The organism is Bradyrhizobium sp. SZCCT0153 (assembly GCF_018129995.1).
GTDB classification, from domain to species: Bacteria; Pseudomonadota; Alphaproteobacteria; order Rhizobiales; family Xanthobacteraceae; genus Bradyrhizobium; species Bradyrhizobium japonicum_G.
The window spans coordinates 85,854-110,702 of record NZ_JAFCKS010000008.1; the positions used below are offsets into that span (position 1 = coordinate 85,854).

A 24,849-nucleotide genomic window follows, 5' to 3' on the forward strand; every position below is an offset into this window, starting at 1 on the left:
GGGAGGGGGCGAGACTATCGGACCCGCAGCCAGCGGCGGCTAGCATATGGTGCACTAGGCACTATTTGTTGCAAGCAGTTATGTAGCCAATTTTTTACGTCGATTGCGCTCTGAACGCGCAATACAACTCCCGAGAGGTCTTCATTAATAGTAGGCGAGGGTATGAGTTTCGCAATTTCTTGGAATTCGCGATGTATAGCAATTCGATTTGGGCGCCTGGACCGAATCTGTCGAAGCGCAACTTTCTCGGGTTGGTCGAGCCCTTCTCGAACCGCTGCTCCAAGTGTGGCCAGAGCGATTGGGACGGGTTCCGTCGAAAATAAAGTCAGATAGAGTTGCGCGAGCACGCCGTACAGATACGAAAGCTCGGGTATGCATCGCAATGTGAACTCTCGCGCTACTTCGCATTTCCCCAGTTTGCTTTCCGGCGTGCCAGCTAGGCGCTCGATTTCTACGAGAGGACAGCCACTCATCCAAGCGGGCAACATCTTTTCGATAAGTCCCAGCGCGTAGGTACCTCTAGCGTCATCGTTTTGAAGAAGGCGATACGTAGCACCAAACATGCCCTCTAGACTTTCCGGCCGCATCAATTGAGGTATAGCGCTGGGTGTGGTGCGTAGCCAATTAAAGAGCCACGTGCGCCATTCGATAGTCGAGGATGGCAGCGCACTTGCGCTATGGAAAAGACTCTGGGTTAAGCCAGTAAGGATGCGAGTCGGGATTCCCGAGGTTGCTGCAATCTGGTCGATCCAAGTATTTGTAATATCGGGATCCGCGTTGCGGACGCGGATTGCCGCCTCGGTACGGGTTGTGATCCATTGAGCATCACTGCGCTGGCGTGCTCGAAAAGCGCAAAGTGAGCGGGACAATAGAGCAGTTGCAGGCTCGTCCGGGCTCAGCTCCGGGCCTCTGGGCAATCGGCCTAGAAGATATTTTGCAGCGGAGGATATTGGTTCGCTTGCGGTGTGGACCTGATCCAAGAGAGCTGTGAAAGGATCGTCTATCTCCAAGCATTGGTCGCTCTGGGAGAAAATTGCCTGCAGGTCCGACCAGTGACTATGAATTTGATTTGTCTTACTCTGAAAATCGACGACTTTGCTTGGAACAATCAAAACAAATCCTTGAGAGGCTTCACCTGCGCGGCCCGCGCGTCCTGCTGCGTTTAGAAGTTCATGCGCGTCAAGTTGCTCCAAACGGTTGGCTTCTGGGTCGAAGCGACTATCGCCGGCGATGATAACAACTTCGCTCGGCAAGTTCATTCCTTGGGCCAATGTCGAAGTTGCAACCAGGACGTTGACGCCGTCTTGGCGTCTAAACAGCTCTTCGTGCAGTTGCCTCTCTTGAATGATGAGGAGGCCATGATGGCATGCACTTGCATCGAGAAGAGAGCCTTCGGGTGTAACTTTCACGTAGAGATATTCGGCGTCTCCAATTTCCTCGACGGCAGATCGATAAAGAGCCTGCTCCTCCTCGGTGAGACGTATGGCTTGAAGCAGGTGGCACTCGTCGAAAACAATGAGCCCAACATCCTCGAATTCCGCAGGTGTGAAACTGAGCATAGCCAGGCACCGTTCCGGCGTTAGGACGCTGATGCCTGGAAGGGGTTCAGCGCCCATCGGAGAGAAGACGACCTCCTCGGCGCGTTCGCGTTGAACCTGGGCTTGAGGGAAGGTCTTTCCCAATGCGTTGGCTGTTTGTTCGACCAGCGCAAGCGTAGGTACCAAGAAGATGACCTTAACCCCCCGCAGGAGAGAGGCTGCTATTTTGAGTTCCGCCAACTTCGACTTTCCCCCACCGGTGGGGAAGCTGACTGCCGCTGATACGCCGGTCTCAAGATAGCCGGCAGCGATGGCATCTCGATGATTGCGCCAGACGTAGGGGCGTTGCTTTGCCATTTGCTTGAGGAGCTCCAGCCATCGCGAAGCTGGAATTCCGCCGGGAGGATTTACCATAACAAGCGCGGAGCTGGGAAAGTCTCGCGCAACGGCCTGCAAAAGGTTCGCGAGGTGGAGTGGGCCGGGGAAAGATACTGTACGGAGCGTGCTCAGCGGAGGGAACGATTCCCTCTATTTGCTCAGTTGAAAGGTTGATAACCCTTGTGAAGATTTGAGTCGCGCTTTCGTCGAGCCCGTCTGTTGTCTCCGCGAGCATTTGCCCCGCTAGGGCGCGCACCCCGCGGAGGATCATGAGGTAAAGGGCATTTGTTGCAGAAGTTGCAGGATTGGCTGAGCCAACCGCCGCCGTGGATGGTAGCGAGCGGCTTAGGATCGCGCTTAAGCGTCCGGTGGCCAAATCGGCAATAGAGCTCAACAGGCGGGCTTCGATCAAACTGGCATTTTCGGCCGACCGGATTCGTTTGGCTGCTTCAGCGGCGTCCGCGCTTGCCTCAGCAACGAGAAAGAGAAGCGCGGCTGAGACCTCCGAGGAAATGGAGTCAATAGAAAGATAGCTATTCCGGACCGTTTCAGAGGGAATTGCAGCCTCAGCTAGCATGCACACATGATGCGCCGAAGCTGCTACAAAAGACGTCCCCACTCGCAATCTCGTCATATCCTTTGAAGAGCTGTTTGCGACCGTTGGCAGTGGTATGGGACTCGCTCACGGTTATGCTGAGCCTATAGCGACGAGCCTGCTTCCAGATGATGTTCTCTATGGCTTGGTCTGGATCGATATCTGGTCTTGTGCCGAGCAACGAACTTACGTCTGCGGTTAGAACATTCTCTCTATCGCCGCTTTCGAGGAGTTTGAATTCCGGCCAAACCTCCTTTGTAATTGTTTGGCGCGGATTGGTCGTAGCTTTATCTTCAAATATGATCGCAGCCGTCACACGTGCGGCCGTTGCATCAAATTCAAGCTGGAGCCCATCGAACCCTTTGTGAGCGAGTATCATGTGTGGCGCACGGGTGAGCGAGTTGGGATTTGCTTGCGTGGCAACCAACCAAGACATCGTTTGGAAAATCCATCCATCACGATGCCAAGGGTCCGTGTTTTCAGGCACTGTGAGGAGCTTAATGGCAGCGCTCCGCGCGGCCCCCGTGGTTGGAGGCGAAGAGTTGTTTAAGCCCGCAAGAATTTTTGCAACGTGACGTGACTGTCCCAAGGCAACGCGTGCCACATGTTTGGCTAGCTCTTCGACGTCGTTGATGGACCAAGCACATCCCTGACAAAGATCACCATCAGCAAAATTTGTTAGCACCACAGTCATCTAAAAATAGACCAAAATCTTGGGTTGCATATGAGTGAGGTCGGCAACTCTACACTTGATTCCATTCTATTCGAGCGTTGAGAGTCAGAATTCGTGAGCTGGATCGAGCGCGCCGCACAAACAAAAACGGCCGGATCTTCCGATCCGGCCGCCACGCAAACTCTACCCGGCCAAGCCTACGCCACCCGGCGCAAGCCTCGCTCTATCCGAAAACTCGCTTAGCTCGCCTTCTTCTCCGGCGCGGGGGTCGGGCCGACCTTCTTCTGGATGGCGCGCTTCAGCTCGAGGGCGCGCGGCGACAGCACGTCGGCCTTGGCCTTGAGCAGATAGGGGTCGAGGCCGCCATTGTGGTCGACGCTCTTGACCGCGTTGGTGGAGACGCGCAGGCGCACGTTGCGGCCCAGCGCTTCGCTGATGAAGGTCACGTTGACCAGGTTCGGCAGGAAGCGGCGCTTGGTCTTGATGTTGGAGTGGCTGACCTTGTGGCCGACGAGGGGGCCCTTGGCCGTCAGTTCGCAGCGGCGAGACATGGCAAAAATCCTTGGTTCGAGCCCCCAACGAGTGCGGCCGCCATCCGGGGCGCCACGGGGGCTAATTCTTTCGTCCTTGCAGGGAGCGGCGGACGTATAGGGGGGAAGGGGCGGGCCGTCAAGGTTTTGGGGCGGGTTTCGGCGGCCCGAGCCGGCGGCGGTGTGCCTCCTCTCCCGCGTCCGCCTTCGCCGAAACTTCGGCGGACGAGAGCGGGAGAGGTGTTCGTGGCCGCGGCGCCCGCCGATCACCAAAACGGCAATGTTTAAAACCCCTTACCATCACATAAAGGGCGTATTCGCACCCGAAATATCGGGTGGAGTTCCGCGCCCGACACGCCCGGACACATTGTGTGCCGCGGTTTTTGGCTTAAGTAACAACCGTTCGCGCCCCGATTGGATTGTTTCGTGCTCACAACGCCCCATCCTGCGCCCGGCCTGCGCTCAACGGAGCCGCGCGCGGCCGGTCCGCGCTCTGCCGGCCGGCTGGCCACGGCCGCCCTTTGCGGGCTGGCGCTGGCGTGGGTGGCCGATCCCGTGGCGGCGCAGGGCAAGCTTGAGGCGCAGTACGAGGCGACGCTGGCGGGCATCCCCGTCGGCAAGGGCGCCTGGAACATCGACATCCAGGACGACGTGTTCGCGGCCGCGGCCAGCGGCGGCACCACCGGGCTTTTGAAATCGTTCGCGGGCGGGTCCGGCACCGGCGCCTCGCAGGGGCGCGTCGTCAACGGCGCGCTGGTCGCGACCGGCTACCAGGCCTCCACCACCACCTCGAAGAAGACGGAAAATATCCACATCACCCTCGACAAGGGCAATGTGAAGGAGTTCGGCATCGAGCCGGAGCCGCCGGTCGATCCCGACCGCATCCTCGTCACCGACGCGCATCGCCGCGGCGTCTGGGACCCGATGACGGCCTCGCTGCTGCGCGTGCCCGGCACCGGCGATCCCGTGGGGCCGGATGCCTGCCACAATTCCGCGCCGGTGTTCGACGGCCGCATGCGCTACGAGCTCAAGCTCGATTTCAAGCGCATGGAGACCGTGAAGGCGGAGAAGGGCTATCGCGGCCCCGTCGTGGTCTGCTCGATGTATTTCGTGCCCGTCGCCGGCTACATCCCCGACCGCCCCGTGATCAAATACCTCGCCGCCCAGCGCAACATCGAGGTCGCCTTCGCGCCGATCGCGGGTACGCGCATCCTGGTGCCGTTCTGGCTGAAGGTCCCGACACCGCTCGGCCCGGCCATGCTGGAAGCCACCAGCTTCATCACCTCGGCGCAGCCGCCCAGGGTCGCCAAGACGCAGTGACCTTGACCCTCCCCACCAGGGAAGGGTAATAAAGATAGCAACATCAATACGTTATGCCAGATCGCCCGGTCCCCCGCCGCGGGCCCGTTTCTACTGTGCATGGGGTTGTTTTCGCAGTTTTGTCTTGGAGGGGCCCGGTGCCGGGAATCCATTTGACTCCTCCCCGATTCTGATTCGACTCCGCGCCGTCCCCAGCTTTAACGAATCCGCCACCGAAACGTCGCTTGTGCGGCAGCCCAAAACTTCATCTAGTGCACAGCCAATAAGCCTCCCGCGACATGTTGAGTGAACGGAACAGGACTCTGGCCGGAGTCAGCGATTCGGCCGCGATTCGTTCTAGAGTCGTTCCGAAGTTTAAGGACACAGGGAAAAGCGTCGCAAAGTGAGACAGTTGCGCGGGATTTGGGGAGCGGCGCCACGCTCTCCGCGGTTTGATCCCCTCACCCCGAGGAGGCCGCACAAGCGGCTGTCTCGAAGGGCGAGGGGCCCGGCTCCCTCCATGGCACCATCCGGGCCTTCATCCTTCGAGACGCGCTGACGCGCTCCTCAGGATGAGGGTCGGCACAACGGCACTGACATTCGCCCCAATCCGCCATTACCTAATCCCCCAGATGCCCTTTTCTTCCTCCCCCTTCGCTTCCGAGCGGCTCCCCGGCGCCGGCGTCACTGCGGTGCTCGGCCCGACCAACACCGGCAAGACCCATCTCGCCATCGAGCGGATGCTCGCGCATCCCTCCGGCATGATCGGCCTGCCGCTGCGCCTGCTCGCGCGCGAGGTCTACAACAAGATCGCCGCGCGGGTCGGCAGCGAAGCCGTCGCGCTTGTGACCGGCGAGGAGAAGATCAAGCCGAAGAGCCCGCGCTATTGGGTCTCGACCGTCGAGGCGATGCCGCGCGACCTCGACGTCTCGTTCCTCGCCGTCGACGAGGTCCAGATCGCCTCCGATCTCGAACGCGGCCACGTCTTCACCGACCGCATCCTCAACCGCCGCGGCCGCGACGAGACGCTGCTGCTGGGCGCTGCCACGATGCGCCCGATCATCGAGCGGCTGCTGCCCGGCGTGTCCATGATCACGCGGCCGCGGCTGTCGCAGCTCGAATTCGCCGGCGACCGCAAGATCACGCGGCAGCCGCGCCGCACCGCCATCGTCGCGTTCTCCGCCGACGAGGTCTACGCCATCGCCGAGCTGATCCGCCGCCAGCACGGCGGCGCCGCCGTGGTGCTGGGCTCGCTCTCGCCGCGCACGCGCAACGCGCAGGTCGAGATGTTCCAGAACGGCGAGGTCGACTATCTCGTCGCCACCGACGCCGTCGGCATGGGCCTCAATCTCGACGTCGACCACGTCGCCTTCGCCTCCGACCGCAAGTTCGACGGCTACCAGTTCCGCCGGCTGACGCCGTCCGAATTCGCGCAGATCGCCGGCCGCGCCGGCCGCGCCACCCGCAACGGCACCTTCGGCACCACGGGCCGCTGCGCGCCGTTCGAGCCCGAGCTCGTCAACGCGCTGCAGAACCACACCTTCGATCCCGTGAAGATGCTGCAATGGCGCAATTCGAGGCTGGATTTCAGCTCGCTGGGCGCGCTCCAGGTCTCGCTGAACCAGTCGCCCGGCCACGAGGCGCTGACGCGGGCGCCGATCGCCGAGGACATGCGCGTGCTCGACCACGCCGCCCGCGACGTCGAGGTGCGCGACACCGCACATGGCAAGGAAGCGGTGGAACGGCTGTGGGAGGCCTGCCAGGTCCCCGACTACCGAAAGCTGTCGCCGGCGGCCCATGCCGAGCTGGTGACGACGCTGTACGGCTTCCTGATGAAGAAGGGATGCATTCCCGATGCCTGGTTCGCGGCCCAGATCGACCAGGCCGACCGCGTCGACGGCGACATCGACACGCTGTCGGCCCGGATCGCGCAGATTCGCACCTGGACCTTCGTTGCCAACCGCCCGGACTGGCTCAAAGACCCCGAACGCTGGCAGGGGATCGCGCGGGAGGTCGAAAATAAATTATCGGATGCGCTCCATGAACGCTTGACTGAGCGTTTCGTTGATCGCCGGACCAGTGTATTGATGCGCCGCCTGCGGGAGAACACGAGCTTGAATACGGAAATCGGCAAGACCGGCGAAGTCATCGTCGAAGGCCATGTCATCGGCCGTCTCGATGGCTTCACCTTTGCACCGGATGCGGCGGAAGCCGGCTCCGATGCGAAAGCCTTGCAGGCTGCCGCGCAAGCGGTGCTCGCCGGCGAGATCAACGCGCGCGCCGAAAAACTGGGCAACGCGCCGGACGATCAGTTCGTGCTGACCTCGGAAGGCACCATCCGCTGGACCGGCGATGCCGTGGCGCGGCTGTCCGCCGCAGAGGATGCGCTGCATCCGCGCATCCGCATCATCTCGGACGAGCGTCTCACGGGCGGCCCCCGCGAGAAGGTGCAGGCCCGGCTCGAACTCTGGCTCAAGACCCATATCGAAAAGCTGCTCGGTCCCATGTTCGAGTTGTCCAAGGCCGAGGACGTCACCGGTATCGCCCGCGGCATCGCCTATCAGCTCGTCGAGGCGCTCGGCGTGCTCGAACGGCCCAAGATCGCCAACGAGCTGAAGGATCTCGACCAGCCCTCGCGCGCGACCTTGCGCAAATACGGCGTCCGCTTCGGCGCCTATCACCTCTATTTCCCCGGCCTCTTGAAGCCCGCCGCGCGTGCGCTGGCCGCGCTGCTCTGGGCGCTGAAGCAGGACAATGTCGATCTGTCGTCGCTGTCGGGCGCGCAGCATCTGGCATCTTCCGGCCGCACCTCGTTCCCGGTCGACAAGCAGCTGCCGCGCGATGCCTATCGCGTGCTCGGCTACAAGCAGGCCGGCGAGCGTGCCGTGCGCGTCGACATCCTGGAGCGCCTGGCCGATCTGATCCGCCCCGCGCTGGCCTGGCGCGACAATTCGCCCGGCGAAAAGCCCGCCGGCGCGTTCGACGGCCGCTGCTTTGTCGTGACGCAGGCGATGACCTCGCTCACGGGCTCGGCCGGCGAGGATTTCGCCTCCGTGCTGCGCGCACTCGGCTACCGCATGGAGAAGCGTCCGCCGCTGCCGCAGAAGCCGGTCGTGGCCGAGACGGTCGCCGCAGAGACATCGCCTGCGGAGGGCAGCGCCGACACATCGAGCGAGACCGCGGCCGAGGCCGTTGCCGGCCTGCCTGAAGAGGCAGCCGCATCGATCGAAGCTGTATCAGCAGAGCCGGTCACCGTCGAGGACGCGCCCGGCATGGAGCTGCACGACGAGCCCGCGCATGAAGAGCCGGCCCTCGAAGCGTCGCCCGAAGCTCCCGTCACGCCGGAAGATGCTCCCGGCATCGCACCGCCGGCAGAAGAAGTTGCTGCCCCCGTTGAAGCTGCCGAAACCGCTCCCGCGGAGACCGCTGCTACGGAAGCTGCCGCATCCGCCGATGCTGCTGCGCCTGCGGAGGCTGCAGCTGCGCCCGCCGAGCCCGAGCTCGTCGAGGTCTGGCGTCCCGGCGGCCGTCACGAGGACCGCAAGCCGCGCCACGAGCGCCATCGCCACCAGCGTCATCACCAGCGTCCGCAGGCCGGTGCCGAAGCCGGCGCCGCGCCCGCCGAGGCTGCGCCCGGCGAAGCTGCCGAAGGCGCGAAGCCGGGCGAGCGCCATCGTCATGGTGGTCATCGCAGAGATGGCGGCAGGGATTTCCGCAAGCCGCGCGAAGGTGGTGGCGAAGCTGCGCCGCGTCCCGAGGGACGTGACGACAAGAACCGCCGCTTCGAGGGCAAGGACCGCGACAACAAGGATCGCGATCGCAACAAGGGCAAGTTTGGCGGCGATCGCGACAAGGGCCGCGACAATCGCGGCCGCGACCGCGACAAGGGCCGCGACCGCCAGGGCGGGCCGTCGCTGCGGCCCTACGCCTCGAGCGCGACCCCGCGCGAGCGCGATCGTCCGGTCGATCCGAACTCGCCCTTCGCAAAACTCGCTGCGCTGAAAGAGCAGCTGTCCGGTCGTAAGGAGTGACCCACGACCGAGCGGCAGCGCATCGACAAATGGCTGTGGCACGCGCGGGTGGTGAAGGCGCGCACCTCCGCCGCTGAACTCGTCGAATCCGGCCACGTCCGCGTCAACGGCGCGCGCGAGAGATCGCCGGGACATGCGATCAAGATCGGTGACGTCCTCACCATCGCGCTCGATCGCACCGTGCGGGTCCTGAAAGTCACCGCCTTCAACGAGCGCCGCGGCGATGCAGCCTCGGCGCGCGTGCTCTACGAAGAGGTCGGCGACGGTGATCCAAACTCTCGGTGCAATTAATTGCGCTTTGAGTTCATTTCTTGGTCGATCGAGCACATAAAGCCGTCATGATCGACCGTTCCCGACCTTGCAGCGCCGGGCCATCCGCGCTACGCAAGCCGCGACTTTTGAAAGAGATTTTCGGAGCGTTGGATGACTTACGTCGTCACTGAAGCCTGCATCAAGTGCAAGTACACCGACTGCGTCGAGGTCTGCCCGGTCGACTGTTTCTACGAGGGCGAGAACATGCTCGTCATCCATCCTGACGAGTGCATCGACTGTGGTGTGTGCGAGCCGGAATGTCCCGCCGACGCCATCAAGCCGGACACGGAACCGGGCCTGGAAAAATGGCTCACCGTCAATGCCGACTACGCCAAGAGCTGGCCGAACATCACCCAGAAGAAAGAATCACCTGCCGACGCGAAGGATTTCGACGGCCAGGAAGGCAAGTTCGAGAAATATTTTTCTCCGAACCCCGGCTCAGGCGACTAATTCGGGCTTAAACTTAACCCTAATAGCGGCGTTGCCGCCGAAAACCAGCCCTCATCACCCCTAAATCATTGATTTTTGCGGGAAATGTGCTATATTGGGCACATTAAGCCGAACCCTGTCAGCCCCGTTGGCCCCGCTGGGTTCCCGTGAAACCAAATGTCGAACAGGGGCGTGGCAGTTTCCGCGCGCAGGCTGTGTCACAGAAAACGCGTAAAAAGAGTACTTCAGCGAGGGCCTCCCATAAGGAGCCCAAAAAAGTCGCCGCGGCCAGCCGTAGCGCATCCAAGGGTCGGACCGCGACGAAGGCACCGGCTGCAAAGTCCTCGAAGAACAAAAGAAGCGCAATGCCTAACAAGACTGCCAAACCGGCCGCGAAAGCGACCGTTGCCAAGCCTGCTGCTGCCAGGCCTGCTGCTGCCAAGCCTGCCGTTGCCAAGGCCCCTGCTGCCAAGCCCGCTGCGCCGAAGGCCCCTGTTGCTGCTGCTCCTGCCAAAGCCCCCGTTGCCGCCGCCAAGCCGGCCGTGAAGCCCGCCGCTGCTGCGCCGAAGCTCGAGGAAAAGAAGGTCGTGACCCAGCGTCAGGGCTTCAAGGCCAACGAATTCGTCGTCTATCCCGCTCACGGTGTCGGCCAGATCCTGGCCATCGAGGAGCAGGAGATCGCCGGCGCGAAGCTCGAGCTGTTCGTCATCAACTTCATCAAGGACAAGATGACCCTGCGCGTGCCGACCGCCAAGGTCGCCAATGTCGGCATGCGCAAGCTGTCCGAGCCTGCGCTGGTGAAGAAGGCGCTCGAGACGCTCAAGGGCCGCGCCCGGGTCAAGCGCACCATGTGGTCGCGCCGCGCCCAGGAATACGAAGCGAAGATCAATTCGGGCGACATCGTCGCGATCGCGGAAGTCGTGCGCGACCTCTATCGTTCCGAGTCGCAGCCCGAGCAGTCCTACAGCGAACGCCAGCTCTACGAAGCGGCGCTCGACCGTCTCTCCCGCGAGATCGCGGTGGTGCAGCACTCGACCGAGACCGAAGCGGTCAAGGAGATCGAAGCCCAGCTCGCCAAGAGCCCGCGCCGCACCGGTGCCAAGTCCGAAGCCGCCGAAGGCGAGGGTGACACGGATGCCGAGGGCGATAGCGACGATACCGAGGGCGACGGCACCACGGTCGCCGACGAGGCGGCGTAAGCGTCTCGCGCGTCGATCGCAACAGATCAAAAGCCCGGCCTTGCGGCCGGGCTTTTTGTTTTCGGATCAGCTATGGCCGTGGTCGATTGTTTGACGAGCTGGTCTCGGTTCTGCCCTGGCTGCTGCCGGCCTATACCAAGCGATATTTGCCGGAGACGGTCACCACCCGACCTGTGCGCGGAGAGGCACCCACGCTCGACCTCGTTGTCGCCCACCACAAGGCGAACAAGTCTCCGGTCCGGAAGCTGCTGAGCATGATCTTTTCGGAAAACCGCTTCGCACTTTTCCGGATCATGCTCCAGGCCTACTTCACCGGCCTCTTTTCCAGTTTCCGTGCCAGCGTGCGGCGGTGCATCCCGAGCCGCCGCGCGGCTTCCGAGATGTTGAAATCCGTCTCGATCAGCGTCTGGTGGATACGTTCCCATTCCAGCGTCTTGATCGAGGTCGGCCGCGCATCGAGCGCGACTTCGGTGTTGCCTTCGGCCTTGTTGAAGGCGGCTTCGATGTCGTCTGTGTTCGACGGCTTTGCCAGATAGTGGCAGGCGCCGAGCTTGATCGCTTCGACGGCGGTCGAGATGCTGGCAAAGCCGGTCAGCACCACGATCAGCATGTCGGGATCGTGCGTGTGCAAAAGCTCGACGCAGGCGAGGCCCGAGGCGCCGCCAAGCTTGAGGTCGACCACGGCATGTCCGAACGAGCGCTCCTCCAGCACCTTGCGGACGTCCTCGATCGAGGCGGCCAGCACGACGTCGTAGCCGCGGCGTTCGAACGAGCGTTTCAGCGTGCGCGCGAAGCCGGCATCGTCCTCGACGACGATGAGCGAACGGTCAGGCGTCAAAGCTGCCTCCGATCGCAAGCGTAGCCAGTGGCAGCGTGAGGCGGACCGTGGCGCCGCGCTTCCTGTGGTTCTCGGCGGTCACGCTGCCGCCCAGCTTGCGCACCACGTTCACCACCAGGAACAGGCCAAGCCCGCCGCCGGTGCGGCCCTTGCTCGACTGATAGGGCTTTCCGAGCTGCGCCAGCATTTCCGGCGCAAAGCCGGGACCGCGGTCGCTGATCGACAGCACGAGGTTGTCGCCCTCGCGCTCGGCAACGAGCTCGACCCAGTCGCGCGATACCTCGTAGGCGTTGTCGAGCACGTTGAAGATCACCTGCTTCAGCGCGACGTCGGAGACGATCGCGACATCCTCGCCGAAGGTGTTGACGAAATAGAGCGTGCGGGCCGAGCGCGCGTCGCGCCACTCTTCCACCAGCGCGGTGACGAAGGCCGTCACCGTCGTCGGCGATGAGCCCTCGCCGCGCGCTTCGCCGGCCGACACCAGGATGCCCGTGACGATGGACTTGCAGCGTTGCAGCGAGGTCTCCATCTCGGCGAGATCCTCGGCGAGCTCCTGGTCGGCGGCGAGATCCGGCATGCGGCGCCAGTCGCTCAGGATCACCGAGAGCGAAGCGAGCGGCGTGCCGAGCTCATGCGCCGCACCGGAGGCGAGCAGGCCCATGCGCACGATATGGTCCTGCTCGGCGGCATGCTGGCGCAGCGCCGCCAGATGCGCATCCCGTTCGCGCAGGTTGCGATTGATGCGGGTGACGAACACCACCAGCAGCACGGCGTTGAGCATGAAGCCCAGCAGCATGCCGGCCACGGTGAGGCTGTAAGTCTCGCTCAGCGGATTCGGCGGCAGCTCGAGCGGCCGGTGGGCCAGGGTCAGCCAGATGAAGCTCGCGCAGGTCAACGCGACCAGCGACCAGGTCGAGCGACCATCGAGCAGCACCGCGCCCAGCGTCACCTGAAGCAGGAACAGCGAGGTGAAAGGATTGGTGGCGCCGCCGCTGAGGTAGAGCTGCGCAGTCAGCGCCGCGACGTCCAGCATCAGGGCGACCAGCAGCTCGTTGTTGGTGATCGCGGCGCGATGACGCACCCAGACGAGGCTGGAGACGTTGAGAAAGACCAGCGCGCCGATCACCGCGCCCATGCGGGTGAGGGGCAGGGGAATGCCGAGCCAGAAATGCACGCCGCCGATGGTCACGATCTGGCCGACCACCGCGGTCCAGCGCAGCTGGATCAGCAGCGCCATGTTCTTGCGGTTGGTCTCGTCGTCGGTGGGCGCGGCGCCGATCAGCTCGCTGCGCGCGTCCGCCTGCGATTGCAGCGTGACGACGCCGTGCGTTCTTCCGTCGTCAGGTCGGCTCGACGATCGTTCCAGCATCTGATCCCGTCCTGCGGGCGACGGTATCGGACCCGCCGGCCGGTTCGTGGACGAAGCGCCTGCGACGGAACAGCCCGCCGCCGAAGGTGACGAAGAGTCTACCCGCCAGCATGAATGCCAGGGCAAACCACGTCAGCGCGTAGATCAGGTGGTTATTGGGAAAGCGGACCACGGTCAATCCGCCGATTGGCCCGCCGCCGGATTGTGATCCGGCGTCGGCATCGACGAAGAAGGGCGCGACGTGATCGAGGCCGCGTGCCGCAGCAATCGCGGCGACATCCCGCGAGTACCAGCGGTTGTGCTGAGGCACGTTGTTCCGGAGGAATCCGCCCTTCGGCTCCGTGATGCGCAAGAGCCCGGTGATTGCGACCGCACCTTCGGGATTGCCGTCCCGGCGGGTCGATGCGTCGCGTCGCTCGGACGGCACGAAGCCGCGATTGACCAGGACCATCGTGCCGTCGCTGCGCTGAAGTGGGGTCAGGACCCAATAGCCGGCGCCTTCCTCGGTGACGGCCTGAACCAGCGTCTCGCGGTCATGCAGGAAGCGGCCTGCGGCGCTGACATGCCTGTACTCGTCATTCGCGGCGGAGACGGCAAGCCATGACGTGGGCGAGGGGACCGGCTGGGCCGGTGCATGAATGCGCTGCTCGACGCGGTCGATCAGCGCCAGCTTCCAGGCGCGGCGCTCGATCTGCCAGACGCCGAGCGCGATCAGAAGCACGAAGGCCGTGAGCGAGAGGACCGTGAGCCACAAGGACGGACGCCCGGCCTTGCGGCCAGCGCCCGTTGCCTTGCCTGTCACGGTCCCCAACTCGCTCATTTCATCCCGGTCATTTCGTGCATCGGCATCATGTTGCTGTTGAGGTGGTTCATTACCCACAGCGAACCGGACAGCGCGATCACCACCATGACGATGGTGAAGATCAGCGCCATCATGCTCCAGCCGTTCTCGGACGTCGTGTTCATGTGCAGGAAGTAGATCATGTGCACGACGATCTGCACGACTGCGAAGGCCATGATGACCAGCGCGGTGATCTGCTTGCTCGGAAGCGCGCCGCTCATCACAAGCCAGAACGGGATCGCGGTCAGCACGACCGAGAGCACGAAGCCGAGCATATAGGTCGAGAACGAGCCGTGGGCGTGGCCGTCGCCGTGGTGATGGTCGTCCGCGTGGGCGGCATGGGTGTCGGTGTTCATCGCAGAACTCCCAAGAGATAGACGAAGGTGAAGACGCCGATCCAGACCACGTCGAGGAAGTGCCAGAACATCGACAGGCACATCAGGCGGCGGCGGTTGGCCTCGATCAGGCCGAATTTCCCGACCTGCACCATCAGGGTCACCAGCCAGATCAGGCCGCAGGAGACGTGCAGGCCATGGGTGCCGACCAGGGTGAAGAAGGCGGACAGGAAGGCGCTGCGCTGCGGCGTGGCGCCTTCATGGATCATGTGGGCGAACTCGGTGAGCTCGATGCCGATGAAGGCGAGGCCGAACAGGCCGGTGATCGCCAGCCACATCTGGGTCTGGGCGATCTTGTTCTGCTGCATCGTCAACATGGCGAAGCCATAGGTGATCGAGGAGAGCAGCAGCATAGAGGTGTTCACCGCGACCAGGTCGAGGTCGAACAGGTCCTTCGGCGCGGGGCCGGCGGCGTAATTGGCGCCGAGCACGCCGAACGTGGCGAACAGTATCGCGAAGATGAGACAGTCGCTCATCAGGTAGATCCAGAAGCCGAGCGAGGTGCTGTAGCCTTCCGGATGCGGGTGTTCGTCGGCGAGATAGAAGACCGGCTCGCCGGTTTGCGAGGGATTGACAGCGACAGTCATTTACTTGGCTCCGGCGAGCAGTTTCGTGCGCGCGTCCTCGGTCCGGATGACGTCGTCAGCCGGAATGTCGAAGTCGCGGTGATAGTTGAAGGTGTGGCCGATACCGACGACGAGCATCGCGATGAAGCTCGCAGCCGCCAGCCACCAGATGTACCAGATCAGGCCGAACCCCATCGCGGTGGCGAAGCCGGCGAGGATGATGCCGGTGCCGGTGCTGCTCGGCATGTGGATCGGCTTGAACCCGGTGAGCGGACGCTGGTAGCCCCGGCGCTTCATGTCCCACCACGCGTCATTGTCGTGAACGACGGGCGTGAAGGCGAAGTTGTAGTCCGGCGGCGGCGAAGAGGTCGCCCATTCCAGCGTGCGCGCATCCCAGGGATCGCCGGTGACGTCCTCGAGCTGCTCGCGCTTGAGGAACGAGACCGCGAACTGCATCAGCATGCTGAGAATGCCGAGGAAGACCAAGCCAGCCCCGATCGCGGCGATGACGAACCAGATCTGCAGGCTCGGGTCATCGAACACGCGCAGGCGGCGGGTCACGCCCATCAGACCGAGCACGTAGAGCGGCATGAAGGCGAGGTAGAAGCCGGTGACCCAGAACCAGAACGACAGCTTGCCCCAGAACGGATCGAGCTTGAAGCCGAACGCCTTCGGGAACCAGTAGTTGATGCCGGCGAACGCGCCGAACACCACGCCGCCGATGATCACGTTGTGGAAGTGCGCGATCAGGAACAGGCTGTTGTGCAGGACGAAATCGGCCGGCGGCACTGCGAGCAGCACGCCGGTCATGCCGCCGAGCACGAAGGTCAGCATGAACGCGATGGTCCACATCATCGGCAGCTCGAAGCGGATGCGGCCGCGATACATCGTGAACAGCCAGTTGAACATCTTCGCGCCCGTCGGGATCGAGATGATCATCGTGGTGATGCCGAAGAACGAGTTGACGCTGGCGCCCGAGCCCATCGTGAAGAAGTGGTGCAGCCAGACCAGGTACGACAGGATGGTGATGACGACGGTGGCGTAGACCATCGAGGTGTAGCCGAACAGGCGCTTGCCGGAGAAGGTCGAGGTGACTTCCGAGAAGATGCCGAAGGCGGGGAGAACCAGGATGTAGACCTCGGGATGGCCCCAGATCCAGATCAGGTTCACATACATCATCGGGCTGCCGCCGAAATCGTTCGTGAAGAAGTTGGTGCCGACGTAGCGGTCGAGCGAGAGCAGCGCGAGCACGACGGTCAGGACCGGGAAGGAGGCGACGATCAGGATGTTGGTGCAGAGCGAGGTCCAGGTGAAGACCGGCATCCGCATCATGGTCATGCCGGGGCACCGCAGCTTGACGATGGTACAGATCAGGTTGATGCCGGACAGCGTCGTGCCGACGCCCGCGACCTGCAGCGCCCAGATGTAATAGTCGACGCCGACATCGGGACTGTAACCGATGTTCGACAGCGGCGGGTAAGCCAGCCAGCCGGTGCGGGCGAATTCGCCGATGAACAGCGAAGCCATCACCAGCACCGCGCCGCCGACCGTCATCCAGAAACTGAAATTGTTCAGGAACGGGAACGACACGTCGCGCGCGCCGATCTGGAGCGGCACGACATAGTTCATCAGGCCGGTGACCAGCGGCATCGCCACGAAGAAGATCATGATCACGCCGTGGGCGGTGAAGACCTGGTCGTAGTGATGGGCGGGCAGAAAACCCTCGGAGCCACCGAATGCGAGCGCCTGTTGCGCGCGCATCATCAGTGCGTCGGCGAAGCCGCGCAGCAGCATCACGATGCCGAGGATCATGTACATGATGCCGATGCGCTTGTGGTCGACGGTGGTGAACCACTCGCGCCACAGATAGCCCCAGAGGCGGAAATAGGTCACGCCGGCGAACAGCGTGATGCCGCCGAGCGCGACCATCACGAAGGTACCGACGAGGATCGGCTCGTGCAGCGGCAGCGAATCGATGCCGAGACGGCCGAAGATGAGCTTGAGAAGATCAGGAGACATGCGAGCTCTCTTTAGGAGGCTGACTTCAGGAGTCTGACTTCAGGAGTCTGACTTGGGACGTTGTCCGAGGAAGAAGGACGAGGCCTTCAGCGGCGTGAAGGTCGGCCGCTTCAGGCCGGCGCCGAGCAGTGGCGTGGTGTCGATGGGCGCCGTGATGGAGGCGGTGGTCTTGCCCTGCGGGGCCTCAGGCGTGCAGGTGCCGGCGACGAAGGTCGGTTCGGGCCCGAGCGCGGTGCCGCGGCGGGCGTACTTGTCGTAGGCCAGCGGCAGGGTGTTGTTCAGGCCCTCATGGCCGCGCCCGCCCTTGGCGTCGATCGCCATCATCTCGCTCTGACACATCTTGCCGGTCTCGACGCACATGTTGAGGATCAGGCGGTAGAGATCGGAGTCGATCGTGCCGTAGCGGCGCACCGGCTCGTTCTGGCTCGGCTTCTCGAGCTGGAGGTATTCGGCGCGGCCAAGCGAGCCGCCCGCGGATTTGGCGCTGGCGATCCAGGCATCGAAGCCCTTGTCGTCGAGCCCCTGGAAGTTGAAGTGCATGCCGGAGAAGCCGGCGCCGCTGTAGTTCGCCGAGAAGCCCTTGTAGGTGCCGGCGTGGTTCACGACGGCGTGGAGCTTGGTTTCCATGCCCGGCATCGCGTAGATCTGGCCGGCCAGCGCCGGGATGTAGAACGAGTTCATCACCGAGGACGCCGTGATGCGGAAATTGATCGGACGATCGACCGGAGCCGCGAGGTCGTTGACGGTGGCGATGCCGTAGTCCGGATAGATAAAGAGCCACTTCCAGTCGAGCGCGACGACGTCGACCTCGAGCGGTGCCTTGGACTGGTCCACGGCACGATCGGCATGGATGCGGCCGAGCGTGCGATAGGGATCGAGCAGATGCGTGCCCATCCAGGTCAGCGCGCCCAGGCAAACGATGATCAAAAGCGGTGCCGACCAGATTACCAGCTCGAGGCTGGTCGAGTGGTCCCATTCCGGCTCGTAGCGGGCTTCGGTGTTGGACTGGCGATAGCGCCAGGCGAACAGCACCGTCAGCGCCATCACGGGGACGACGATCAGGAGCATCAGGACGGTGGAGATGATGACGAGGTCGCGCTGCTGCGCGGCGATATCGCCGGCCGGCGCCAGCACGACGTAGTTGCAGCCGCTGAGCGCAACCGCCAGGGGTAGCAGCGCCAGGATCTTGAGACGGGACACGGGCCGAGCCTTTGAGAATGAGTTTCCTTTGCGAGGCCAACGGGTAGCTGCGGCGCAGCAATCCGGACATTGGACAATTTGTCCAATGTTGCAGTGCGGAATGTTGGGCCAGACAGGTCGAGATTGCCTGGCGCCCGCCGGGCGGTCGGCTTTGGTTTTCAGGACGTTAAGGGCACACGAATGGCGACGGCACAGACCCCCGCAATGGCAGACCTCCACTCGGGCGAGCACGGCCACGACCAGGCCAGTCCCGGCGAGATCGCCATCGGCGTCATCATCGGCCGCACCTCGGAATTCTTCGACTTCTTCGTCTTCGCGATCGCCTCGGTGATCGTGTTCCCGCGCCTGGTGTTCCCGTTCGCGAGCGAACTGACCGGCACCCTGTATTCCTTCATGATCTTCGCGCTGGCCTTCATGGCCCGGCCGATCGGCACCGTCATTTTCATGACGGTCGACCGCGAGTACGGCAAGACGGCCAAGCTGATCTCGGCGCTGTTCCTGCTCGGCACCGCCACCGTCGCGATTGCGTTCCTGCCCGGCTATCACGAGATCGGCGTTGCCGCGATCTGGCTGCTGGCGCTGGCGCGCATTGCGCAGGGTCTGGCCTGGGGCGGCGCCTGGGACGGCATGGCTTCGCTGCTGGCGCTGAATGCGCCGTCCTCCAAGCGCGGCTGGTACGCGATGGTGCCGCAACTCGGCGCCCCGCTCGGGCTGATCGTGGCGAGCGCGCTGTTCGCCTATTTCGCCGGCAATTTGTCGGCCGACGATTTCTTCGACTGGGGCTGGCGCTATCCGTTCTTCGTCGCCTTCGCCATCAACGTCGTGGCGCTGTTCGCCCGCCTGCGCATGGTGACGACGGAGGAATATGCCTCGCTGTTCGAGACCCGCGAATTGCAGCCCTCGCGCATCTCCGAGACGGTCGCGCGCGAAGGCCAGAACATCATGCTCGGCGCGTTCGCGCCGCTGGCCAGCTTCGCGCTGTTCCACATGGTCACGGTGTTTCCGCTGTCCTGGGTGTTCCTGTTCACCCGCGAAAGCCCGGTGCGCTTCCTGATCATCGAGATCGTCGCCGCCGTGTTCGGTGTCGTTGCGATCGTGCTCTCCGGCGTCATCGCCGACCGCGTCGGCCGCAAGTCGCTGCTGATGGGATCGGCGATCGCGATCGCGATCTACAGCGGCTTCGCCCCGCAACTGCTCGACGCCGGCGCGTTCGGCGAGACCATCTACATGGTGATCGGCTTCATCCTGCTCGGCCTGTCGTTCGGCCAGTCGTCGGGCGCGATCGCCTCCAACTTCAGGCAGACGTATCGCTACACCGCCTCGGCGCTGACCTCGGACATGGCCTGGCTGTTCGGTGCCGGCTTTGCGCCGCTCGTCGCTCTGTTGCTTGCGACCAATCTCGGCGTCATCGCCTCGGGTGCGTACCTGCTCTCCGGCGCGTTCTGGACCCTGCTCGCGCTCTGGCTCAGCGGCCAGCGCGAGGCCGGCGACATGGACGCGGGCGGTTGAGCCCATTCGCCGGCGGTCGACTGGCGTGCAGCCGGTTGGGAAGACTCATCCGCTTGAGCTGGCCTGATGCCCAGCGGCAGGTGAGTTGCCACTCAGGCCCACGAGAAGCGAGGAAAGTCGTCTGGCCAGCTGCTTGACGTCGGTGGTCGTCAAACCTTCGCGAACGCACACGACGCCACGAGACGGTGCGAGAGCGGGAAGATAGTAATCTCTCGATTTTACTATGCCTGAAGGCGCCAGCACGCCAGGCATGGCCGATATGCCCAAGCCGGCCATGATGGCTCTTTCGCGAACCGCCGAATCGGAACTTCGAAGCACGATGCGGTATGCAATTCCGCTCCGATCCAGCGGGCCAAGCATCCAGCTGTCCTCCGGGGGACTGACGATCGGCACCGGCGCGCCGGGCCTCGTGACGAAGTCCTGAGACTTGACCCAGGTTGTTTCGAACACGACTTCGTCGACGATCAAGCGTTCGATGTCCGGGTCGGAGCCGTCATGCAGGAACAGGCACGCGACGTCGATAAATCCCTCGCAGAGACCCCGTCGGATCTCGCTGGAATGCTCCGCCAGAACGAAGACGGTAGAGAGATCCTCCCGGTTGAAGTCATCGAAGAGCGCCTTTGCAAATAGCTGGCTCACGCCGAGGCGGCGCGCGGAGGCCTTGTCCGATCCCCCCAGCCTGAGGAGCTGGTCATTGGCGTCGATGATTCGACGGGCCTGCAGAAGTGCGAGCTTGCCGAGTTCGGTCAGGACCGTTCCGTTTGCGGTCCGCGTGAACAGTTCGCCGCCGACGAGCCCCTGGAGCCGCTTCACCTGAGCGCTGATCGCGGGCTGGCTGAGATACAGCCTCTCGGCCGCCTTCGACATGCTGCCCGTTTCAGCAATGGCGACGACCGTCCGCACAATTTCCATGGGGATATTGAGGGGCTGGTGTCGAAGCATCCGGTCTCCTTCAATCGAGCTTGATCGCGACTTGTCTCTCAACTCGATGGTGCGCTGTCCATTTTGTACAATTTTCGTAGCTCTTTGGTTAAACCTGCTGCGCTCGCCGATGGCGCCGCCTGAGCCGAATCTATGGCTCTATAAGTATCTATACATCCCTCAACCTCCGCGTGCTTCAATTATACGCTTCGTAAAAACGCCTTCCGTCAAGCTGCGGAGAATTCGAGCAGAGAGGCGGGTCGAATGCGTTTTCTTTCAAATCAGGGCGGTGCATCGGCTGTCGAGTTCGCCATTTTGCTTCCGGCGTTTTTGACAATCATCTTCGGTATCGTGGTATTCGGATCCTATCTCACGATGGTCCACGGTGTTCAGCAGCTCGCAGCCGAGGCGGCGAGAACATCGATAGCAGGCTTGACCAACAGCGAGCGCAATAACCTTGCGACTTCCTACGTCACGACCAACGTCGCCGGCTATCCTCTGCTTGAACCTGCGAAAGTCAATGTGATTGCTGCCCCATCCGGGTCGGACCCGAATGTCTATGTCGTGACGGTCCAATACGACGCGTCGTCCAACTTTATATTCACGCTACCGTTCACACCGCCGATGCCCTTCCCGATCACACGGTCGGCGGTAATTCCTTACGGAGGGTTCTAGAATGAGACGCGAGTCGGTCGTTCGTCGCTTTGGTGCCGATAGCTCGGGCAACTTCACGATCATGGCTGCGGGGCTCATGACACTCGTCATCGGCTGCACCGCCCTCGGCGTCGACGTTGGCGCAATCTTCGCCGACAGGCGAAAGGCGCAGAGTGCGGCCGATCTTGCCGCGATCGTCGCGGCCAGCAATCTCAGCAATGCCTATAATGCAGCATCCGCAACCGTCGTGAAGAACAAATATTCGGCCAGTTCGCTCGTTGCCGTGGACCTCGGCACCTATACTCCGAATTCTGCCGCATTACCGCAGGCTCGCTTCGTGACGCCCGCGACCGGATCGGCAAACGCAGCGCGGGTCACGCTGAAGACCCAGACGCCGCTCTATTTTGCGCGCTATTTCACCGGCCGTGACCAATTCACGATCAATACGACGGCGACAGCTTCCAGCACTGCGCTGGCCTCATTCGCAATCGGCTCGCGACTGGCCTCGATCAATGGCGGTCTTCTGAACGCCATGCTTGGCAGCATGCTCGGTACCAGCCTCTCGCTGTCGGCGATGGACTACCAGTCGTTGATCAATGCCAGGGTCGACGCCTTCGACTTCATGTCCGCGCTGGCGACACGCTTGAGCCTGACGGGCGTGACGTACAACAGCATTCTATCGGACAACATCAGGATGTCTGACGCGATCGCAGCAGCGCTTGCCGCGCAGCAGAACACGAATGGGGCGAGCCAGGCGACGATTGCGCTATCGACCATATCGCAGGCTGTGTCCAGCCTCTCGACCAAGGTCAACCTCGCCTCGCTGATCGATCTCGGCCCCTATAGCGGCCTCACCGTCGGCCAGAAGCCGAAGGTCGGCGTCGGCGTCTCGGTGTACAGCCTGCTGTCAGCGATCGCGGAAGTGGCAAATGGCACGCATCAGATCGCAACATCGGTCAATCTTGGACTGCCCGGGATCTTGAACGCCAGCCTGGTTGCGACGATCGGGGAAAGGCCCGTCGGGTCGGGGTGGGTTGCGGTCGGCGCCCAAGGCGCGAGCGTTCACACCGCCCAGACCAGAATCCTGCTCACGGTGCAGGTCGGAGGAAGCGGCATCGTTCCGGCGGTCAATCTTCCGCTCTACGTCGAGATTGCCCAGGGAACGGCCACGCTCAACAATATTTCCTGCAGTCATCCGGACGTCAGCAATTCGACGGTCACGCTCGGCGTGACGCCCGGCATTGTCGATGCCTGGATCGGGAATGTATCCATGGCCGACATGACGAACTTCACCAGCAAGCCGAACCCGCCGGCTGCGGTTCTGGTCAGCGTAGGTGGGCTGAACGTATCCGGCCGCGCGCATGCGGCGATGGGCAATACGTCGGCGACGCCGGTGACCTTCACCTATGTCGACATCCAGTCTCAGTTGGCGAAGACGGTCTCGACGCAAAACTTCACGTCGTCGTTGACGTCCAGCCTGTTGGGCGACCTCTCGCTCAGCGTCAATGGCGTCGGCCTTCCGATTCCGGGCCTGACGTCGGCGGTCAGCGGCACCCTGGCCGGAGCCACCGGTTCGATCGATCAACTCATCGTCTCCACCTTGTCGACGCTCGGCGTCGGAGTCGGTCAAGCCGATGTCTGGGTTTCCGGAATCCGTTGCGACGGCGCGGTGCTCGTCAACTAGCTCGTTCGCAGGGCTGCGCTCGACCTGGTCGCGCGTCATGTTGATGTGGCGCACCTCACGGTCGACGATTTCACGCGATCTGAATGGGGCATAACGGATGATGATGAAGCCCTGCGCATAGTCGTTAGCTTCTGTTTGCAACGATGATTGCAATGACATGACGGTCATGGGGGATAAGTCGGATGCTGGGAATGCGCAAGCGGAGCGACGTCGATCATGCCTTCGCGCAGGTCGAAGCCATCAACAAGTCGCAGGCAGTGATCGAATTCAAGCTCGACGGGACGATCATCACCGCAAACGAGAACTTCCTCCAGGCGACGGGGTACGGTCTCGACGAGATCCGGGGAAAGCACCACAGCATCTTCTTGCCTGCAGCGGAGCGTGACACGGCGGAGTATCGCGAGTTCTGGTCGCGGCTGAAGCGGGGCGAATTCCAGTCGGCGCAATACAGGCGTGTCAGGAAGGACGGCACGCCGATCTGGATCCAGGCGAGCTACAATCCCGTTTTCGATAAGTCCGGAAAGCCGGTCTCCGTGATCAAATTTGCCACAAACATCACGGCGGGAAAGATCAAGGCGATGGAGGACGCCGGAAAAATTGCGGCCATCGACCGTGCCCAGGCCGTGATCGAGTTCAACCTCGACGGAACGATCATTGCGGCAAACGGCAATTTCCTGAAGACGATGGGATATGGCCTCGACGAAATCATCGGCAAGCATCACAGCATCTTCGTCGACGCGGGCCAGGCTGCAAGCCCCGCCTATCGCGAATTCTGGGCGACGCTGAACAGGGGTGAACACCTTTCGGCCGAATACAAGCGATTCGGCAAGGGTGGGAGGGAGATATGGATCCTCGCATCCTACAACCCGATCCTCGACGAGACCGGCAAGCCCTTCAAGGTGGTCAAGTTCGCGACCGATATTACCGAGCAGAAGTTGAGAGCGGCCGATACCAACGGCCAGATCGAAGCCATCAAGAAATCCCAGGCGGTGATCGAATTCGATATCGACGGCACCATTCGCTGGGCGAACCAGAATTTCCTCGCCGCGATGGGGTATGGGCTGTCCGAGATTCAGGGACGGCATCACGGCATGTTTGTCGAAGCCGCCTACCGCAACTCGCCCGAGTACGCGGAATTCTGGCGGAAGCTCAATAGCGGCGAGTTCCAGGCCGCCGAGTACAAGAGACTTGCCAAGGGAGAGCGGGAGATCTGGATCCAGGCGTCTTACAATCCCATCATGGATCTCAATGGAAAGCCCTTCAAAATCGTGAAGTATGCAAGCGATGTCACCGCGCAGGCGGTCGCACGAATGAAGGCCGAGCGGGCGCGAGAACTGATCGACTCGGTTGCTGCGGGTAGCGAGGAAATGAACGCGTCCATCCGGGAGATATCGGAGACCATGGTGAAGTCGCGGCAGACCACGACGAACGTCGTCAATCAGGTGGAGGCGGCCGACACGCAGGCGAGGCGGCTGAGTTCCGCCGCCGAATCGATGAGCGGTATCGTCGACCTGATCGGCAACATCACCGGGCAGATCAACCTGCTGGCGCTGAATGCCACGATCGAATCGGCAAGGGCCGGCGATGCGGGCAGGGGTTTTGCGGTCGTCGCGTCCGAGGTGAAGGGATTGGCCAGCCAGGCCAAGCAGGCCACCGAGAAGATCACGAGCGAGATCGAGGCTCTGAACGCCGTCTCCGGCGACGTTGCGGGCTCGCTGGCGGCGATCCGCTCCGCCATCGGGCATGTGAGCGAGTATGTCGCGAATACCGCGGCGGCGGTCGAGGAGCAGAGTGCGGTCACCAACGACATCGCGTCGAACATGCAGCGAGCTGCGGCCGAGTTGGCGTGAGATCGCGCGGGCGGGCGGC

20 protein-coding genes are annotated in these 24,849 nt (G+C 62.8%); 9 read left to right on the top strand and 11 right to left on the bottom strand.

Annotated features, from left to right (window positions below; genetic code table 11):
* Nucleotides 1–14: 14 nt before the first annotated feature.
* From JQ572_RS28555 to rpmB, 3 genes are all read right to left on the bottom strand, one after another.
* The gene (locus tag JQ572_RS28555) at nucleotides 15–1,895 is read right to left on the bottom strand and encodes a DEAD/DEAH box helicase (protein WP_211386160.1); all 1,881 of its coding nucleotides are present in this window, start codon (nucleotides 1,893–1,895) and stop codon (nucleotides 15–17) included.
* Between the two features lie 587 nt (nucleotides 1,896–2,482).
* Nucleotides 2,483–3,205, bottom strand: a complete 723-nt coding sequence (locus tag JQ572_RS28560) for a hypothetical protein (protein ID WP_211386161.1) — start codon at nucleotides 3,203–3,205, stop codon at nucleotides 2,483–2,485.
* Nucleotides 3,206–3,423: 218 nt separating this feature from the next.
* The gene (rpmB, locus tag JQ572_RS28565; RefSeq protein WP_211386162.1) at nucleotides 3,424–3,735 is read right to left on the bottom strand and encodes a 50S ribosomal protein L28; all 312 of its coding nucleotides are present in this window, start codon (nucleotides 3,733–3,735) and stop codon (nucleotides 3,424–3,426) included.
* A gap of 435 nt (nucleotides 3,736–4,170) precedes the next feature.
* Here rpmB and JQ572_RS28570 point away from each other — a divergent pair, with 435 nt between their 5' ends.
* The 5 genes from JQ572_RS28570 to JQ572_RS28590 all read left to right on the top strand — a co-directional run bounded on the left by JQ572_RS28570 (nucleotide 4,171) and on the right by JQ572_RS28590 (nucleotide 10,984).
* Nucleotides 4,171–5,034, top strand: coding sequence for a DUF3108 domain-containing protein (locus JQ572_RS28570; protein WP_211386294.1), 864 nt, complete (start codon nucleotides 4,171–4,173; stop codon nucleotides 5,032–5,034).
* Nucleotides 5,035–5,645: 611 nt separating this feature from the next.
* On the top strand, nucleotides 5,646–9,044 hold the full coding sequence (locus tag JQ572_RS28575; RefSeq protein WP_211386163.1) for a helicase-related protein: 3,399 nt from the start codon (nucleotides 5,646–5,648) through the stop codon (nucleotides 9,042–9,044).
* 21 nt (nucleotides 9,045–9,065) lie between these two features.
* Nucleotides 9,066–9,335: an RNA-binding S4 domain-containing protein gene (locus tag JQ572_RS28580; protein ID WP_211386295.1), complete on the top strand. Its 270-nt coding sequence runs from the start codon at nucleotides 9,066–9,068 to the stop codon at nucleotides 9,333–9,335.
* 132 nt (nucleotides 9,336–9,467) lie between these two features.
* Nucleotides 9,468–9,806, top strand: coding sequence for a ferredoxin FdxA (fdxA, locus tag JQ572_RS28585; RefSeq protein ID WP_211386164.1), 339 nt, complete (start codon nucleotides 9,468–9,470; stop codon nucleotides 9,804–9,806).
* Between the two features lie 344 nt (nucleotides 9,807–10,150).
* Complete coding sequence (locus tag JQ572_RS28590) at nucleotides 10,151–10,984, top strand: CarD family transcriptional regulator (protein WP_211386165.1); 834 nt, start codon at nucleotides 10,151–10,153, stop codon at nucleotides 10,982–10,984.
* A 304-nt stretch (nucleotides 10,985–11,288) separates the two neighbouring features.
* Here the strand turns inward: JQ572_RS28590 and JQ572_RS28595 are convergent, their stop codons facing one another.
* The 7 genes from JQ572_RS28595 to cyoA are packed head-to-tail and all read right to left on the bottom strand — an operon-like array spanning nucleotide 11,289 to nucleotide 18,212.
* Nucleotides 11,289–11,822 (bottom strand): response regulator transcription factor, encoded by a 534-nt coding sequence (locus JQ572_RS28595; protein WP_211386166.1) that lies wholly within the window; start codon nucleotides 11,820–11,822, stop codon nucleotides 11,289–11,291.
* Nucleotides 11,812–13,191, bottom strand: a complete 1,380-nt coding sequence (locus JQ572_RS28600; protein WP_211386167.1) for an ATP-binding protein — start codon at nucleotides 13,189–13,191, stop codon at nucleotides 11,812–11,814. Before JQ572_RS28600 ends, JQ572_RS28595 begins: the two co-directional genes overlap by 11 nt.
* Nucleotides 13,163–14,011 carry an SURF1 family protein gene (locus JQ572_RS28605; protein WP_211386168.1) on the bottom strand — a complete coding sequence of 283 codons (849 nt, stop codon included), beginning with the start codon at nucleotides 14,009–14,011 and terminating at the stop codon, nucleotides 13,163–13,165. Before JQ572_RS28605 ends, JQ572_RS28600 begins: the two co-directional genes overlap by 29 nt.
* A complete protein-coding gene (gene cyoD / locus JQ572_RS28610) occupies nucleotides 14,008–14,388 on the bottom strand; it encodes a cytochrome o ubiquinol oxidase subunit IV (protein ID WP_211386169.1) in 381 nt (126 codons plus the stop codon). Before cyoD ends, JQ572_RS28605 begins: the two co-directional genes overlap by 4 nt.
* Nucleotides 14,385–15,014, bottom strand: coding sequence for a cytochrome o ubiquinol oxidase subunit III (gene cyoC, locus JQ572_RS28615; RefSeq protein WP_211386170.1), 630 nt, complete (start codon nucleotides 15,012–15,014; stop codon nucleotides 14,385–14,387). The genes cyoD and cyoC overlap by 4 nt, the downstream gene beginning before the upstream one ends.
* Complete coding sequence (cyoB, locus tag JQ572_RS28620; protein ID WP_211386171.1) at nucleotides 15,015–17,012, bottom strand: cytochrome o ubiquinol oxidase subunit I; 1,998 nt, start codon at nucleotides 17,010–17,012, stop codon at nucleotides 15,015–15,017.
* Between the two features lie 39 nt (nucleotides 17,013–17,051).
* Nucleotides 17,052–18,212, bottom strand: coding sequence for a ubiquinol oxidase subunit II (gene cyoA / locus JQ572_RS28625; RefSeq protein ID WP_211386172.1), 1,161 nt, complete (start codon nucleotides 18,210–18,212; stop codon nucleotides 17,052–17,054).
* A gap of 180 nt (nucleotides 18,213–18,392) precedes the next feature.
* Between cyoA and JQ572_RS28630 the strand changes: the two genes are divergently transcribed.
* Entirely contained in the window at nucleotides 18,393–19,721 is a 1,329-nt protein-coding gene (locus JQ572_RS28630) for an MFS transporter (protein ID WP_211386173.1), read from the top strand.
* A 45-nt stretch (nucleotides 19,722–19,766) separates the two neighbouring features.
* Here the strand turns inward: JQ572_RS28630 and JQ572_RS28635 are convergent, their stop codons facing one another.
* Nucleotides 19,767–20,663 carry a LysR family transcriptional regulator gene (locus JQ572_RS28635; protein WP_211386174.1) on the bottom strand — a complete coding sequence of 299 codons (897 nt, stop codon included), beginning with the start codon at nucleotides 20,661–20,663 and terminating at the stop codon, nucleotides 19,767–19,769.
* 243 nt (nucleotides 20,664–20,906) lie between these two features.
* Between JQ572_RS28635 and JQ572_RS28640 the strand changes: the two genes are divergently transcribed.
* The 3 genes from JQ572_RS28640 (at nucleotide 20,907) to JQ572_RS28650 (ending at nucleotide 24,830) form a co-directional block, all read left to right on the top strand.
* Nucleotides 20,907–21,317: a TadE/TadG family type IV pilus assembly protein gene (locus tag JQ572_RS28640; RefSeq protein WP_211386175.1), complete on the top strand. Its 411-nt coding sequence runs from the start codon at nucleotides 20,907–20,909 to the stop codon at nucleotides 21,315–21,317.
* A gap of 1 nt (nucleotide 21,318) precedes the next feature.
* Complete coding sequence (locus JQ572_RS28645; protein WP_211386176.1) at nucleotides 21,319–22,980, top strand: pilus assembly protein TadG-related protein; 1,662 nt, start codon at nucleotides 21,319–21,321, stop codon at nucleotides 22,978–22,980.
* A gap of 182 nt (nucleotides 22,981–23,162) precedes the next feature.
* A complete protein-coding gene (locus tag JQ572_RS28650) occupies nucleotides 23,163–24,830 on the top strand; it encodes a methyl-accepting chemotaxis protein (RefSeq protein WP_211386177.1) in 1,668 nt (555 codons plus the stop codon).
* Nucleotides 24,831–24,849 lie beyond the last annotated feature (19 nt).

What these genes read in the sequence shown, in the direction of transcription:
- JQ572_RS28555 (WP_211386160.1), bottom strand. Translation starts at nt 1,895, where the DNA reads ATGGCAAAGCAACGCCCCTACGTCTGGCGCAATCATCGAGATGCCATC.
- JQ572_RS28560 (WP_211386161.1), bottom strand. Translation starts at nt 3,205, where the DNA reads ATGACTGTGGTGCTAACAAATTTTGCTGATGGTGATCTTTGTCAGGGA.
- rpmB (WP_211386162.1), bottom strand. Translation starts at nt 3,735, where the DNA reads ATGTCTCGCCGCTGCGAACTGACGGCCAAGGGCCCCCTCGTCGGCCAC.
- JQ572_RS28575 (WP_211386163.1), top strand. Translation starts at nt 5,646, where the DNA reads ATGCCCTTTTCTTCCTCCCCCTTCGCTTCCGAGCGGCTCCCCGGCGCC.
- fdxA (WP_211386164.1), top strand. Translation starts at nt 9,468, where the DNA reads ATGACTTACGTCGTCACTGAAGCCTGCATCAAGTGCAAGTACACCGAC.
- JQ572_RS28590 (WP_211386165.1), top strand. Translation starts at nt 10,151, where the DNA reads ATGCCTAACAAGACTGCCAAACCGGCCGCGAAAGCGACCGTTGCCAAG.
- JQ572_RS28600 (WP_211386167.1), bottom strand. Translation starts at nt 13,191, where the DNA reads ATGCTGGAACGATCGTCGAGCCGACCTGACGACGGAAGAACGCACGGC.
- JQ572_RS28605 (WP_211386168.1), bottom strand. Translation starts at nt 14,011, where the DNA reads ATGAGCGAGTTGGGGACCGTGACAGGCAAGGCAACGGGCGCTGGCCGC.
- cyoD (WP_211386169.1), bottom strand. Translation starts at nt 14,388, where the DNA reads ATGAACACCGACACCCATGCCGCCCACGCGGACGACCATCACCACGGC.
- cyoC (WP_211386170.1), bottom strand. Translation starts at nt 15,014, where the DNA reads ATGACTGTCGCTGTCAATCCCTCGCAAACCGGCGAGCCGGTCTTCTAT.
- cyoB (WP_211386171.1), bottom strand. Translation starts at nt 17,012, where the DNA reads ATGTCTCCTGATCTTCTCAAGCTCATCTTCGGCCGTCTCGGCATCGAT.
- JQ572_RS28630 (WP_211386173.1), top strand. Translation starts at nt 18,393, where the DNA reads ATGGCGACGGCACAGACCCCCGCAATGGCAGACCTCCACTCGGGCGAG.
- JQ572_RS28635 (WP_211386174.1), bottom strand. Translation starts at nt 20,663, where the DNA reads ATGCTTCGACACCAGCCCCTCAATATCCCCATGGAAATTGTGCGGACG.
- JQ572_RS28640 (WP_211386175.1), top strand. Translation starts at nt 20,907, where the DNA reads ATGCGTTTTCTTTCAAATCAGGGCGGTGCATCGGCTGTCGAGTTCGCC.
- JQ572_RS28645 (WP_211386176.1), top strand. Translation starts at nt 21,319, where the DNA reads ATGAGACGCGAGTCGGTCGTTCGTCGCTTTGGTGCCGATAGCTCGGGC.
- JQ572_RS28650 (WP_211386177.1), top strand. Translation starts at nt 23,163, where the DNA reads ATGCTGGGAATGCGCAAGCGGAGCGACGTCGATCATGCCTTCGCGCAG.